The following is a 14240-nucleotide window of genomic DNA, read 5'->3' as shown; positions in this document are numbered from 1 at the left end:
GGCGGTGCGCGGCATCAGGCGCGCGCTCCCGGGGTGAACGGCGCGCGCGCCGCGGGCACGGCGTAGCGTCGCAGCGCCGCCGCGAGCACGCTGAATCCCTCGACGAGCTGGCCCTCGTAGCCGCTCGGGGTGCCGTCCGCCATGCGCCAGTCGCGACCGCTCCCGAGCCCGCCGAACGACGAATCGTCCCCGATCGTCTCGCACAGCTGGGCGAGAACCTGTTCGGCTTCGTCGACCATGCCGCAGCGCTCCAGCGCATCGACGACCACGCGCGCACCGTGGTGTGAGTATCCGCCCTGCTGGTATCCGCCCATCGGCAGACCGAAGACGACCCCTCCGATGTCGTGCTCGGGGATGCGCCAGAGGTTGAGCGGGATGCCGTTGCGGACGTCATCGAGACCGGCCTTCGACCACGCCGCGAGCAGCGCGGTCATGATCTCGGCCGCCCGATCCAGCGGAACCGCATCAGTCGCGCAGGCCTGGGCGACGACGATCGAGAACCCGTAGTCGTGCAGTTCGCCGTCCAGCGAGCGCCATCCTGCGATGAGCCCTGTCTCCGGGTTGAGGAAGGTGGGAAGGAAGCTCTCGATCAGCGCCGTGCGAGCGGCGGCGATGCGGTCGGCGAGGTCGGTCTCGCCGTGCCGGCGCAGCACCGGGTCCCACTCCCGCCACACCTCGCAGAGGACCGCGTTCGCCCATGCGTCCTTCCACCCGAACGACAGCACATCCGACCAAGCGGTGCTCCACTGATGCTCACCGGAGATGCCGCGACGCAGGGTCGACTCGATGAGTCCATCGCCGTCGACGTCGCGCGCGAGCATGTCGGCGAGCTCCCGGATGATGCCCCCGCGATTACGGGCGAACCACCCCTCGTCACCGGAGGCCGCCAGGTAGCGCCCCATCGCGAGGAGGGTGTTGGCCGCCATGTGCACGTACTCGTCCTCGAGTCGGTGGTCGCCGTGCGAGGTGGTGCCGGATCCGTAGCTCGGGGCCCCGTCGAGCCAGCGCTGAAGCGAGTCGCCGACCCAGGCAAGCGGCCGGAGGCCCGGGGCGTCGCCCAGCTGAACGGCGATCGCGGAGACGTCGGCGAGCGAGGTCGTGCAGTGCATCGAGGCGCCGTTGTTGGAGTAGGTGGTGGTGTCGGCGCGGAACGGCAGCGCGGTGAGCGTGTGGCGCTCGAGGGCGCGGCGAACCGGCACAGGCGTGTCGTCGGAGAGGTGGGCGAGGGTCGGCGATGCGACACGCATCGTGAGCTCCGCACGATGCGCGCCCGCCGGGAGCAGGTAGTCGCCGAACGGCGTCGGCTCTTCGCCGAGCTTCAGCTCGAGCGTGTTGGTGTCGAGCGGACGCACCGAGTCGCTGCGCCACAGCACGTTCTCGCCTCCGTCGAGCATGAGCGTGCCGTATCGCGGGAAGTGCCACGAGACGGACCCCGTGAGCAGACCGGTCTCGCCGCGGAAGGTGGGCTCGCCGAGCGCGCACGGCGGGGTCACACGGTTGTCGAGCGCGACATGCCAGGCCGAGCTCTGCCAGGCGCGACGCGTCTCGGCGCTGTGGCGCTCGGCGACCAGCTCGATGCGGTCCGCATGCACGGTGAATTCGAGCACGTAGCGCTGACCCGCATCCGGGATCGTCACGTCGTAGCGCACGGTCGAGCCGGTCACGGTCGTCGTGCCCTCGTAGTCGCGGTGCAGGAACCCCATGTTCAGGACGCCGTCGGTTCCGGCGAAGCGCGGACCCTGGGCGAGATAGTCGGCGTTCTGGTCGCGCATGACGGGGTACACCCCCGAGGGGTAGACGCCCGAGCGCACGATGTCCATCGAGCGCGGAAGCTGCAGCAGGTTGTCGTGCACGCGGCCAGCACCGTCCTGGTCGATGCTCAGGTGCGACCATGACGGGCTCTTGAGTCGGAACCCGACCGCCAGGTGTCCGCTCGAGAAGCGCACCTCGGTCGCGGTGTGGTGGGCGGTGACCCCGGGCTGGGCGCCGCGGGTGTCGATCGCGCCCTCGGTGAGCCAGCCGTCGCGTCCGGGCGTCCAGGTGCGGTCGAGCTCGCCCGTGAGCGTGAGTCCGGTGGTGGCGAGGTTCCATCCGGGCCACCAGTAGTCGGTCGCGGCGCGACGCACCTCGGCGACGAGTGCGGTCGTCATGAGCCCTCCGAGATCCAGGTGTGCGCCGCCCTCAGTGATCTGAGCGACACTGGTGCGCAGGTGCCCGACCTCGTGCCAGCCGTAGCGATCGCCTCGGGAGACGACGACGTCGAGCGCGGCATCGCGCTCCTGGCCGGAGGCGCACTTGTGGTACCCCGGACCCCAGCCGACGGCGAGGCGGTCGAGGCGCGCCGGGTTCTGGGTGAAGAGCGCGCGCTGGTGGATGATCCGCCGGTCGGGAGCGCCGGATTCGTGCTCCTGGGGTGTCGTCCACAGGGAGCGTGTCGCGAGGCGCAGCGCGGCTGCAGGCTCCGACTCCCAGGCGGGTGTCGCGAGTGGGTGCAGGAAGAGGTTGGACTGCACGGATCTCCTTCGATCGCACGTTTCGATCGAGAATAGACCAGATTTGCAATAACGATTGCGCACCTGTGAAATCAGGCTTATCGCGAGCGCATCGTATAACCCGCGCGGCACACAGGCGTCATCGGCGAGTCGTCCTCCGCATCGAGTCAACCCCATCGCGATACCCGGGTGCCGCGCGCACGATGACGGCATGAACGACAAGAGAATCGATCCGGGAATCAACGCGAGCGGCAACCAGTCGGGTGACGACGCGACGACGTACGACGTCGTCGACAGCGGTCAGTCCGAGGACATCGAGAACAGCCTCACCGGTCAGGGCACCTCCGACCGGATCACGCTCACCGACATCCACAAGTCAGGCGACACCGAGCTCGAAGCGCCCGACGAGTACGAGGGCTGACTCAGTCTGCGGGCGGCAGAGCAGGAGGAGACGCGGGCTCCGCTCTCCTGGGGGCGGCCCGCGGCTGGACGCGCATGACACGGCGCAGCTCCCAGCGGCCCGGGCTCGACTGCTCGAACGTCCAGCTTGACGAGCTGCGCGCGCTGCCTGCCTCCGCTCCCGCCGCGCGGCGCCCCATGATGAGCGCCTCCGCGAGCGCGCGCAGCACCACGAGCACGATCGCGACGATCGCGGGCAGCTGCAGGGTGATGATGAGGAACACGCCCAGAAGGATCGTGAGGTGCAGCACCACCACGCGGCCGTACGCTCCACCGACACCGTCGGTGAAAGGCGTCTTCGAGAAGGCCGCGAGCGCCCACTGCACGAGGGATGCGGCGCCCCACGCGATCAGGATCGGCACAAGCGGCAGCGGCTCGGCCTCGGCTGCGGGGCCGATTCCGGCTGAGAACGACTGGGCGCCCATCACGATGATGAAGACGAACACCCCGTGCACGGTGGTGAAGATCCCGTAGTGCAGGGCGAAGAACAGCGGGTGCATCGACGACGGCACCTCGCCCGCTCTGCGGCGACGCACGAGCGAGATGAGCGTGAGCACCCCGATCGTGATGTTGTCGAGCCAGAAGAGCACGACCACCGGGCGCCAGTCCCAGCCCCACGCCAGGATGCCGAGGGCAGGCAGGAGCACATACAGGGCGATGTCGACGCCGATGCCGAATCGGCGTGAGGGGATCATCGGGCGGCCCTTCGAGGTGGGAGTGATGGTGCCCGTATCGTAGCTGCATGCCCACCGCACTCGTCACCGGCGGCACCGCCGGCATCGGCGCCGCCTTCGCCCGCACTCTGGCCGCCCGTGGGTGGGACCTGGTGCTCGTCGCGCGCGACCTCGAGCGTCTCGAGCAGAACGCCGCGACGCTGCGCGAGCGCGGCATCCAGGTGGAGGTGATGCGCGGCGACCTCAGCAGCCAGGTGGACGTGCACCGGATCGCGCGGCGCCTCGCCGACCGTGAGCACCCCATCGATCTGCTCGTCAACAACGCCGGATACGGGATGCGCACCACCCTGCGCGAGGCCGACCTCGCCGAAGCCGCGGATGCGATGACGGTCATGACGCACGCGCCGCTCGTGCTGTCGGCGGCGGCGATGCGCGGCATGGTCGATCGCGGGCACGGTGCGATCGTCAACGTCGCCTCGGTCGCCGGCTACGTGCCGATGGGACTCTATTCGGCGATCAAGGCGTGGCTGCGCGTGTACAGCGAGTCGCTCGCGAACGAGCTGCACGGAACGGGCGTCACGGTCACAGCGCTCATGCCCGGATGGGTGCGCACCGAGTTCCATGAGCGGGCGCACATCCGCTCGGCGTCGATCCCCGCCTTCATGTGGCTCGACGCCGACAAGCTCGTCGCGGCGTGCCTGCGCGACGTCGAGCGCGGCAAGGCGATCTCCACACCGAGCCTGCGCTACCGGTTCGTCGCGTGGCTGCTGCGGCACCTTCCGCCAGCGCTTGTGCGCCGGATCGCGCGCGGGATGTCGAGCGAGCGCCACCGCGTCTGAATCGTTGTCAACGTGAGAGGTTGACATGTCTGGCGCGACACTAGCCTCGTGCCATGACCGCCTTCCACGTCTCCGGTGAGGTCGCCGACGCGCTCGCCGCAGGCCGCCCCGTCGTCGCGCTCGAGTCCACGATCATCAGCCACGGCCTGCCGCGGCCGCGCAATCACGAGGCCGCGCTCGAGTTCGAGCAGATCCTGCGCGATGCGGGCGTGACCCCGGCGACGATCGCGGTGCTCGATGGCGTGCCGCAGATCGGGCTCGATGCGGAGGGTGTGCGCCGCATCGCCGAGGATGACCTCACGAAGGCGTCGGTGAGGGACCTCCCGATCCTCGCCGCACTGGGGCGCTCGGGCGCGACGACTGTCGCCGCGACCGCCTACCTCGCCTCCCTCGCGGGGGTGCGCGTCTTCGCGACGGGCGGGCTCGGCGGTGTGCACCGCGGCGCGAACGAGACCTTCGACGAATCCGCCGACCTCACGACCCTCGCGGGGGTGCCGATCACCGTGGTGAGCGCGGGCGTCAAGAGCGTGCTCGACATCGCCGCCACGCTCGAGCGCCTCGAGACGCTCTCGGTGCCCGTCATCGGGTACCAAACGGATGCCTTCCCCGCGTTCTGGCTGCGCGAATCCGGTCACACCCTCGACTGGAAGGTCGACACGGCCGACGAGGTCGCCGCCGTCATGGCCGCGCGCGATGCCTTCGGCGCCCGCACCGGCATCGTGCTCGCGAACCCCATCCCGCTGGAGAAGCAGTGGGACCCCAGAGAGCACGACCGGGTGCTCGCCACCGCGTTCGCCGCAGCGGAGGAGGCGGGTGTGCGAGGCAAGGCCGTCACCCCTTTCCTGCTCGGGTACATCGTCGAGGCGTCGCGCGGCACGAGTCTCGAGGTGAACCTCGACCTCGCGCGCAACAACGTGCGCGTCGCGGCCGAGGTCGCGACCGCCTGGTCCCGGATCGCGCCGCGCGCATGACCGGGCGTCGCGTCGTCATCGTCGGCGACGTCATCAACGACATCGTCGCCGTCACCCGCGAGCCCGTGCGCGCCGACACCGACACGTCCGCGGTCATCCGTGCGACGTCCGGGGGGTCGGCGGCGAACACCGCGGTGTGGGCCGCGTCGTGTGGCGCACAGGTCGACTTCGTCGCCGCTGTCGGCGCCCATGATGCCGCCGCGCACATCGACGAGCTCACGAGCGCCGGGGTGCGGCCGCAGCTGCAGATCGAACCGGATGCGGCGACCGGAACCATCATCATCCTCGCCCAGGGCGAGCAGCGCGCGATGCTCACCGAGCGCGGAGCGAACTCGCTGCTGCGGGCGTCGTCCGTCACCGACGAGCTGCTCGCTGAGGCGGGCGTGCTGCACGTGAGCGGCTACAGCATCCTCGACGGCTTCGGTGTCTCGGCGACGCGCGAGCTCCTCGCTCGAGCATCGGAGGTCGGGGTGCCGGTGTCGGTGAATCCCGCGTCCGTCGGCTTCATCAGCGACTTCGGGGTGGAGCTGTTCCGGCAGGCGATCGGCGGGGTGTCGATCCTCATCCTGAGCTCCGAGGAGGCCCGCCTGCTCACCGGCATCGACGACGACATCGCGGCTGCGTGGGCGATCGCGCGCGAGGTGCCGATCGTGGCGCTCACGCGCGGTTCGGCGGGCGTGCAGGTGTTCGTCTACGGCACGGAGCCTGTCGCGGTGCCGGTGATCCCGGTCGAGGTCGTCGATCCGACGGGAGCGGGGGACGCCTTCGCGGCCGGGTTCCTCGCCGAATGGGTGCGCTCAGGCGATGCCGTGCAGGCAGCGCGCGCGGGTGTCGAGGTCGCCGCGCGCGCGGTGCGGGTCATCGGCGGGCGGCCGGTCGGCTGATCGTCTCGTAGGCGGCGAGGGCGTCGAGGCGCGACGCCGCGAGATCGACGATGGGCGCGGGGTAGGCATCCGTGCCCCACTCGGGCAGCCAACGGCGCCGGTACGCGCCATCCGGGTCGAAGCGCGCAGCCTGCCGCTCGGGGTTGAAGATGCGGAAGTACGGTGCCGCATCCTGGCCGCTGCCGGTGACCCACTGCCAGTTGCCGGGGTTGCTCGCCTCGTCGGCGTCGACGAGCGTCTCCCAGAACCACTGCTCGCCCACGCGCCAGTCCACGAGAAGGTTCTTGATCAGCAGGCTCGCGGCGCTCATCCGCACCCGGTTGTGCATGGTGCCGGTGTGCCAGAGCTCCCGCATCCCCGCGTCGACGAACGAGATGCCGGTGCGCCCTCGCTGCCAGGCGCGCAGCTCCCCGGGGTCGGGAACCGACCACGGGAACGCGTCGAACTGCGGGCGCAGGTTCTGGGTGGCGAGGGTCGGCTCGTGGAATAGCGTGTGCCGGAAGAAGTCGCGCCAGCCGAGTTCGCGCAGGAACTCGTCGGCCTGCTCGCCGCCCGCTGTGCGGATGCGGTGCCACACCTGCGCGGGAGAGAGCTCGCCCCAGCGCAGCCGCGGGCTGAGCCGCGAGGTCGCGTCGATGGCGGGCAGGTCGCGATCGCGGTACCCATCGACCTCGTCGGCGAACTCCTCGAGGCGGCCCTGGGCGGCGACCTCGCCAGGCGTCCACGTCTCGCGCAGCCCTTCCGCCCAGTCGGGACGTGCGGGCAGCAGCTTCCACGCGTCGAGCTCGTCGCCCGCGGGAGCGTCGGCGGATGCCGTGACCGGCTCGGGCCGGGGGAGCGGCGACCGCACGGGGTAGTGGCGCAGTCCGTTCCAGAACGGCGTGAAGACCTTGTAGGGCGTGCCGGATGCCGTGCGCACATCCTGCGGTTCGGCGAGCACGTCGCCCGGGTGCGAGGTCGCGGCGATCCCCGCGTCTCGGAGGCCGGCCTTCAGCCGCTGGTCGATGATCCGTGCGGGGGAGTAGCGGCGCAGCCAGTGCACGGCGGTGGCGTCGGTCTCCGCCACGAGCGCGGGGATGATCTCGGCTGCGACCCCGCGTCGCAGAACGAGCGGGATGCCGAGTTCGGCGAGCCGCTCACGGTGGGCGGCGAGCGAGTGGTGCAGCCACCAGCGTGCGGCGGCGCCGGGCGCACGGATCCCGTCGCCGTGCTCATCCAGCACGTAGACCCCGATGACGGGGGCACCGGATTCGACGGCGGCGTGCAGCGCGGGGTGGTCGAGGGTGCGCAGATCGTCCCGGAACCAGACGATCACCGGGCGGGTGGGCATCCGGCTACTCGGTGCGGGTGTCGTCGTCGGCCGCGCGGAGCTTGCTCGTGAGGGCGGTGAGCTGGGCGAGCTCGTCGGCGTCGAGCACGCTCATGCGCCCGGCGATCGCGCGTCCGTGGGCCGAGCCGACTCGGCGGAACACGTCGACGCCCTGCTCGGTGAGCTGCACGATCATGCCGCGGGCGTCGTCGGGGTCGCGCCTCTTCGAGACGAGACCGCGAGCCACGAGCCGGTCGATGAGACGGCTGACGCTCGGCTGAGTGAGCAGCAGGTGCTTGTTGAGCTCACGGATGCGGGCCGCGCGCTCGGGCTGCTGATAGAGGTTGAAGAGCACGTCGTATTCGGTGAGTGACACCTCGTTCGGGAACTGGGCGCGCAGATCGCGCAGCACGGCGACCTGCGCCCGGTAGAGGGATTCCCACGCGGCGACGGGGTCCGAAGTCTCGCTCACGAAACCACCCTACGAGGTCTGCCCCGGAACGTGATTGAGGGCCGGCCGCAGAGGCAAGCGGCCGACCCTCTCCCTTGCACCAAGAGTGTCCTGCAATCACATTCCACTTGCTCCGCCACAGCAAACGAACCAAGTGAGATGACTGTATAACGACAAGGTAACGCTGTCTAGTTATCTTTCCGTTATTTTTTCCGCGGCCCCGAAAGCGGGCGGTGTCGGTGCGTCACTCGGGGATGCGGTAGATCAGCTCGCCGTGCAGAATCGAGATCCACCCGTCCTCTGCAGAGGCCCAGGCGCGCCATGCATCGCTGATCTCCTGCAGTTCGGCTTCGCTCGCCAGCCCCCCGTCGATGAGCTGACGGTGGATCGCGGACGACAGGATGCGATCCGCCCACATCCCGCCCCACCACTCGCGCTCGGACGGCGTCGCGTAGCACCAGGTGCTCGATGTGGCGACGGCGCCGGCGAGCCCCGCCTGCCGAGCCCAGGAGAGCAGGCGCCTTCCCGCATCCGGCTCTCCGCCGTTGCGTCGAGCCAGCGAGCGGTAGAGCCGCAGCCACGAGTCGAGCGGGGGGAGCGCCGGCCACCAGCAGAAGCCGGCGTAGTCGCTGTCGCGCACCGCGACCACTCCGCCCGGTTTCGTCACCCGCGCGAGCTCGCGGAGCGCCTGCACGGGATCGGCGACGTGCTGGAGGACCTGGTGCGCGTGCGTGACGTCGAAGGTTGCGTCGTCGTAGGGGAGCGCGTGGATGTCGGCGGTGTCGAGAGTGACGTTGTCGACGCCCGCGTCGAGCAGCGTGGCTTCCGTCAGCGCCAGTTCGTCGGGGCCGATCTCCGTCGCCGTCACCCGCGCGACGAGCCGAGCGAGGTCGGCGGTGATCGTGCCGGCGCCCGCTCCCACATCGAGGAGATGGTCTGTCGGCGTGAGCAAGGGCAGCAGGTGCGCCGCCGAGTTCGCCGCCGTCCGTGTCCGGTGCGAGCGGAGAACGGATTCGTGGTAGCCGTGCGTGTAGGTGGCCATGGAGTCTCCCAGAGCTGGATGGGGTGGTGTGGTGTGCTGTCGTCCATCATCGGACGGGCGGCGCTCAGAGAAGGAGACCGGCGTCTTCCTAGGAGTGGCGCACCCACCGGATTCCTGTGCGCATCGGAGTCTGCGACAGTTGGGCCATGGCTCATGAACTCGGCGACTTCCTTCGCGCGCGCCGTGCTGATGCGTCACTGGAGCCGCCACGCGGATCGTCATCTCGACGCCGCGTCAGCGGGCTGCGCCGCGAAGAGGTCGCGGCGGCGTCGGGCATCAGCATCGACTACTACACGCGCCTCGAGCAGGGGCGCGAGTGCAACCCGAGCGACAGCGTGCTCGAGGCGCTGTCGCGGGCGCTGCGGCTCACGCCGGATGCGACCGAGCACCTGTATCGACTCCGGGGTCGCATGGCGCCGACGTCACCGGGCCCGCAGGAGGATTCCACCGCCGTCGCCGATCGGATGGATGCCCTCGTGGGCGCGCTCCGCCCGCATCCCGCCTATGTGCTGGACCGGCTGAGTCGAATGGTCGCGGCCAACCCCGAGGGTCTCGCCCTCTACGACGGCTTCGCCGGGCTCGCCCCCGATCAGCGCAACACATGTCGCTACCTCCTCACCGATCTGCGTGCACGAGAGGCCTTCGTGGAGTGGGAGCACCTCGCGCGCGGCTCGGTCGCCCACCTTCGAGCCGCCAATGCGGACAACCTGCACGACCCAGAGCTGCAGGCCCTCGTCGCCGAGCTGAGCGCCGCCAGTCGCCTGTTCGACGACTGGTGGAGTGGCCACCTCGTCGCGCGGAGGCGCACGTCGGTCTCTCACGTGCGCGGGCCCGATGGTGTCGTCGCGCGCCGACACGAGGTTCTGTATCTCCCCGAGGAGCGGCTCCGGATGACGGTGTGGCTCGATGCCGAAGCAACTGATGATTGACGGCGGGTCAGCGATCGGCGCGCAGTCTGGCCGGACGGTCCGAATTCGCTGATCGACCTCCCGCACGGCTCAGACGGGGATCGGGCGACCGTTCTCGGTGCGGAATGCGCCCGGTGACATCCCCGTGCGCTTCTTGAAGTAGCGGCAGAAGTAGGCGGTGTCGGCGAAGCCCACCTGCGAGGCGATCCAGCCGACCGTTCCGTCGGTGCGAGTGAGGAGCTCCGATGCCATATCGATACGGCGCTTCTCCACGAGCTGGTTGAAGCTCTCGCCGGTGGCTTCGCGTACCACGTGTCCGGCACGCGAGACCGAGAGCCGCATTCGGGTGGACAGCTCCGACAGTGATGGCCCCGTTGCGAGCGACTCCCGAAGGTATTCCTCGATGATGAGCGCCATCGGTCCGCGCCAGCTGACGCTCGCCTCCTGGCCGAGTTCGGTGAAGATCTCCATCAGGCGGGCGCGCAGGGCGTCGAGGGCTGACGAGAGCGTCGCGGTGTCGTGCTCCGGGGCCGGGCGGTCTGCGGCGGCGCGGCTCGCCGGCGTGGAGAGGAGCCCGAGGAAGACGACCCCTGTGAGGCTGCCGTCGCTGCGCAGCGGCAGGATCAGCTCATCGGCCCCGGCGTGGCAACGACGCACGAATGCCTCGTTGCGTCCTTCGCACGCCAGAAAGGCGTCCTGATTGTCACAGCGCATGCAGGCAGGCAGGTTCTTCGCCTTCTGCTCGATGCAGAACGGGGAGCGGTGATCCGCGTACGGCTCGATGCGGCCGTGGTCGCCGAGCGCGTTCCATCGCTGGGCGACGGGCCGGAAGCACAGCAGGGCATCCGTGAGGGTTTCGAAGGTCGCCAAAGCGCGTTCGATCGCAACGGTGAGCCGGTCGCTCGGGAGCTTCTGGTCGTGCATAGCGGCTTTATTCAATCACTCGACGGATTCGTGCATTGGCGAGCGCAGTGCCGTCGGCTGATGCTCATAGGGTGATCTCCCGCCGCTGCGTCGCAGTCGACGCCAGGGCGACGATCTGGCCGGGGCGCGTCGATGTCGACGAGTTTCGGCTGCCACAGCACCGACATGTTGACATGTCACGCCTATTTCCCTTGAAAGGATCCGATGTCCACTCACATCTCGCGGTCCGCCATCGCCCTCACCGCGGTGGCTTCCGTTGCGATCGCTCTCTCCGGCTGCGCTGCCGCTGAGACAGCTCCTGAGGCCGAAGTCTCGACCCAGATCACCGATGAGCCCGTCACGCTGAAGTTCGTCTACTTCGACGACCCGCCCGCGACGCAGCTCATGGACGCGTTCACCGCCAAGCACCCGAACGTCACCTTCGAGCCGCAGCACATCCCCTTCGGCGACTACGTGACCTCGATCAAGCTGACCCTTAACTCGGCCGATGCACCTGACCTCGCGCAGTACAACGCGTCGGCGATGCGTCCGCTCATCAAGGGCGGCCTCATCCGCGGCCTCAACGAGTGGTCCGAGGCGTACGGCTGGGACGAGAAGTTCCCCGAGGCCAGCCTCAGCATGCTCACCGCTGACGAGCAGGCCTCGACGTATGGCGTCGGCAACCTGTACGCCATCCCCGCGGGCACGAAGTTCGTCGGTCTGTACTACAACGCCGACATCCTCGCTGAGGCGGGCGTCGAGGCACCGCAGACCATCGCCGAGCTCGAGACGGCGCTCGACGCGGTCACCGCAGCCGGCTACCGAGGCATCTCGGTCGGAGGCCTCGAGACCGGCATCGTGCACCTGTGGGCGTCGTTGCAGAACGTCTACCAGGACGCCGCCGACTATCAGTCGTGGGTCTTCGGCCAGGACGGCTCGACCATCGACACCGCCGGCGCCGCGGAGGCGACTGACGTGCTCGCCAGCTGGGCTGCCAAGGGCTACATCGCCGACGGAGCCGCGGCCGTGTCTGACACGGACGCGCTCGCCGAGTTCGTGAGCGGACGCAGCGCGTTCGTCATGTCGGGCAACTGGGCCGCGAAGGGCATCTCGGAGGGCATCGGAGACGCCGCAGGCTTCGTTCCGGCCCCCGCCGCAGCTGCCGGCGATCCGCGCATCGCCGCAGGTGGAAGCCTTGCCTACGCGATCCCCGCCAAGTCCAAGAACGCCAACGTCGCCGCCGCATTCCTCGACTTCATGGCTGAGCAGACCGCTGCCCAGATCCAGGTCGACGCGGGCCTCATGCCTGTGGGCGTCGGCACCGACGTCACAGCTGAAGGGCTGCAGGGAACGCTCGTCGAGGCGTACCAGCAGATCGTCGACGGAGTCGGCGTCGTCGCCTTCCCCGACTTCGCCACCACCGGCATGTTCGATGTCATCAAGCCGGGCCTGCAGGGCATCCTTGCTGGCCAGATGAGCACCGCTGACTACATCGCCTCGCTGCAGGCGGAGTGGGACAGCACGCATGCCTAAAGCCGGTATCGGCACTGCACCGGGGCGGGCTTCGGCCCGCCCCGGTCGTGCCGGGCGCCCCACCGCGCGTCGAACGATCGGCAGCGCCCACGCATTCCTCTACCTCGCCCCCGCCGCGCTCATCTACGTCGGATTCGCCATCTGGCCCGCGCTCCACACCGCCGGACTCTCGCTCTTCGAATGGGACGGCATCCTGCCTCCCGTGTGGGTGGGCCTCGAGAACTACGCCGAGGTCTTCACCAAGCCGCTGCTGCTGAAGTCGCTCGGCAACTCCTTCGTGCTGATCCTCTTCTTCAGCGTGATTCCGATCATCCTGGGCCTCATCATGGCTGGGCTCCTCATGGGCTACGCGCGCCGGGGGCTGACCTTCTTCCGGGTGGTCTACTTCCTCCCGCAGGTGCTCCCCATGGTCGTCGTGGGGATCACCTGGCGCTGGATGTACAGCGAAGACGGAACCCTCAACCAGGGGCTGCGCCTCATCGGCCTCGACTCGATCACGCGCGTCTGGCTGGGCGACTTCTCGTTCGCGCTCATCGCCCTCGGCTTCGTCGGAACATGGTGCCTGGCAGGTCTGTGCATGATGCTGTTCCTCGCGGGCGCTCAGCACATCGACACCTCGCTGTATGAGGCAGCCAAGCTCGACGGAGCGGGCCCGTTCCGTCGCTTCCTCTCGGTCACTCTTCCGGGGATCCGCGGCGAGGTCACGATCGCGTCCGTCATCTGCACGATCGCCGCGCTGACGAGCTTCGACCTCGTCTACATGACCACCGATGGCGGCCCGGCGAATCAGACCGTCATCCCGGGCCTGCTGGTCTACCGCCTCGCGTTCAAAGACGGCGAGATCGGAACTGCGGCAGCGCTCGCCGTCACCCTCACTGTGCTCGTGATCCTCGTCATCGGAGCCATCCGCCGAGTTGCGAAGGAACGCGAATGAAGCCGTCACCCGCGGTCGACACCGCACGCACCGTCGTCCTGATCATCTTCGCCGCAGCCGTGCTGCTCCCGTTCGCGAGCGTCATCCTGTCGGCACTGCATCCGGCAGGCAGTGCCGTAGGCGGTCTCGCGCTTCCCCCGCAGCTCGCGTTCGAGAACTTCGCCACAGCGTGGGAGAAGGGCCGATTCTCGCAGCTCATGGGCTCGAGCCTGTTGGTGGCGCTGTGTGTCGTGCCGCTCACGATCGCGTTCTCGACACTCGCCGGATTCGCACTCGCAGTGCTGCGTCCGCGCGGGTCGCGCTGGATCTCGGTGGCGTTCATTCTCGGGCTCACACTGCCCACCGAACTCGTCGTCGTCGCGCTGTACTACAACCTGTCGGCGATGGGCCTCGTCAACACCCACGTCGGTGTGATCCTCGCTGAGATCGCTCTCTTCCTGCCGTTCGGCGTGTACTGGATGCAGACGCATTTCGCGTCACTCCCGCGCGAGCTGGTCGAGTCGGCCCGCATCGATGGTGCACGCGATCTCATCGTGCTCCTCAAGATCCTGCTGCCCATCTCGGGGCCCGCGCTCACCACGATCGCCGTGCTGTTCTTCATGTGGTCGTGGAACCAGTTCCTGCTGATCATCGTGCTCATCCAGGATCCGTCGCGTCGCACCGCCCCCGCGGGTCTCGGCTACTTCGTCGGAGAGCACTCCACCGATGTGCCGCTCCTCGCGGCGGCCAGCATCCTCGTCACCATTCCGATCGTCATCGTCTACCTCGTGTTCCAGCGCAGCTTCGTCTCGGGAATCACGCAGGGCGCGATCAAGGGCTGACCGCCCGTCTTCTTGGAGTC

At 69.1% G+C, this 14240-nt stretch carries 14 protein-coding genes; 8 read left to right on the top strand and 6 right to left on the bottom strand.

Annotated features, from left to right (window positions below):
• Nucleotides 1-14: 14 nt before the first annotated feature.
• Complete coding sequence (locus HCR12_RS12365; protein ID WP_166866851.1) at nt 15-2513, bottom strand: glucosidase family protein; 2499 nt, start codon at nt 2511-2513, stop codon at nt 15-17.
• 190 nt (nt 2514-2703) lie between these two features.
• Between HCR12_RS12365 and HCR12_RS12360 the strand changes: the two genes are divergently transcribed.
• Nucleotides 2704-2913, top strand: coding sequence for a hypothetical protein (locus HCR12_RS12360; protein ID WP_166866849.1), 210 nt, complete (start codon nt 2704-2706; stop codon nt 2911-2913).
• 1 nt (nt 2914) lies between these two features.
• Here the strand turns inward: HCR12_RS12360 and HCR12_RS12355 are convergent, their stop codons facing one another.
• Nucleotides 2915-3646 carry a DUF6498-containing protein gene (locus HCR12_RS12355; RefSeq protein WP_166866847.1) on the bottom strand — a complete coding sequence of 244 codons (732 nt, stop codon included), beginning with the start codon at nt 3644-3646 and terminating at the stop codon, nt 2915-2917.
• 47 nt (nt 3647-3693) lie between these two features.
• Between HCR12_RS12355 and HCR12_RS12350 the strand changes: the two genes are divergently transcribed.
• The 3 genes from HCR12_RS12350 to HCR12_RS12340 are packed head-to-tail and all read left to right on the top strand — an operon-like array spanning nt 3694 to nt 6319.
• The gene (locus HCR12_RS12350; RefSeq protein WP_166866844.1) at nt 3694-4464 is read left to right on the top strand and encodes an SDR family NAD(P)-dependent oxidoreductase; all 771 of its coding nucleotides are present in this window, start codon (nt 3694-3696) and stop codon (nt 4462-4464) included.
• Between the two features lie 53 nt (nt 4465-4517).
• Nucleotides 4518-5435, top strand: a complete 918-nt coding sequence (locus HCR12_RS12345; protein ID WP_166866842.1) for a pseudouridine-5'-phosphate glycosidase — start codon at nt 4518-4520, stop codon at nt 5433-5435.
• Nucleotides 5432-6319 (top strand): carbohydrate kinase family protein, encoded by an 888-nt coding sequence (locus HCR12_RS12340; RefSeq protein WP_166866839.1) that lies wholly within the window; start codon nt 5432-5434, stop codon nt 6317-6319. Before HCR12_RS12345 ends, HCR12_RS12340 begins: the two co-directional genes overlap by 4 nt.
• Here the strand turns inward: HCR12_RS12340 and HCR12_RS12335 are convergent.
• The 3 genes from HCR12_RS12335 to HCR12_RS12325 form a co-directional block, all read right to left on the bottom strand.
• Nucleotides 6294-7649: a cryptochrome/photolyase family protein gene (locus HCR12_RS12335; protein ID WP_166866837.1), complete on the bottom strand. Its 1356-nt coding sequence runs from the start codon at nt 7647-7649 to the stop codon at nt 6294-6296. The genes HCR12_RS12340 and HCR12_RS12335 overlap by 26 nt on opposite strands.
• 4 nt (nt 7650-7653) lie before the next feature.
• Nucleotides 7654-8100 (bottom strand): MarR family winged helix-turn-helix transcriptional regulator, encoded by a 447-nt coding sequence (locus tag HCR12_RS12330; RefSeq protein WP_166866835.1) that lies wholly within the window; start codon nt 8098-8100, stop codon nt 7654-7656.
• 223 nt (nt 8101-8323) lie between these two features.
• Entirely contained in the window at nt 8324-9121 is a 798-nt protein-coding gene (locus HCR12_RS12325) for a class I SAM-dependent methyltransferase (protein ID WP_166866832.1), read from the bottom strand.
• A gap of 146 nt (nt 9122-9267) precedes the next feature.
• On the opposite strand from HCR12_RS12325, the gene HCR12_RS12320 reads away from it, so the two are divergent.
• On the top strand, nt 9268-10050 hold the full coding sequence (locus HCR12_RS12320; protein WP_166866831.1) for a helix-turn-helix transcriptional regulator: 783 nt from the start codon (nt 9268-9270) through the stop codon (nt 10048-10050).
• Nucleotides 10051-10119: 69 nt separating this feature from the next.
• On the opposite strand, the gene HCR12_RS12315 is transcribed toward HCR12_RS12320, so the two are convergent.
• Nucleotides 10120-10953, bottom strand: coding sequence for a helix-turn-helix domain-containing protein (locus tag HCR12_RS12315; RefSeq protein WP_166866829.1), 834 nt, complete (start codon nt 10951-10953; stop codon nt 10120-10122).
• Between the two features lie 204 nt (nt 10954-11157).
• On the opposite strand from HCR12_RS12315, the gene HCR12_RS12310 reads away from it, so the two are divergent.
• Genes HCR12_RS12310 through HCR12_RS12300 form a run of 3 tightly spaced genes read left to right on the top strand, consistent with a single transcriptional unit; the run spans nt 11158 to nt 14220 of the window.
• Nucleotides 11158-12465, top strand: a complete 1308-nt coding sequence (locus tag HCR12_RS12310; protein ID WP_166866826.1) for an ABC transporter substrate-binding protein — start codon at nt 11158-11160, stop codon at nt 12463-12465.
• Nucleotides 12458-13399: a carbohydrate ABC transporter permease gene (locus HCR12_RS12305; protein WP_166866824.1), complete on the top strand. Its 942-nt coding sequence runs from the start codon at nt 12458-12460 to the stop codon at nt 13397-13399. The genes HCR12_RS12310 and HCR12_RS12305 overlap by 8 nt, the downstream gene beginning before the upstream one ends.
• Nucleotides 13396-14220 carry a carbohydrate ABC transporter permease gene (locus tag HCR12_RS12300; RefSeq protein WP_166866822.1) on the top strand — a complete coding sequence of 275 codons (825 nt, stop codon included), beginning with the start codon at nt 13396-13398 and terminating at the stop codon, nt 14218-14220. The genes HCR12_RS12305 and HCR12_RS12300 overlap by 4 nt, the downstream gene beginning before the upstream one ends.
• Nucleotides 14221-14240: the final 20 nt, after the last annotated feature.

The organism is Salinibacterium sp. ZJ70, assembly GCF_011751865.2.
GTDB lineage: Bacteria > Actinomycetota > Actinomycetes > Actinomycetales > Microbacteriaceae > Homoserinibacter.
The sequence above is the reverse complement of the archived record's forward strand: the minus strand, read 5'-3'. Positions and strand labels throughout refer to the sequence as shown.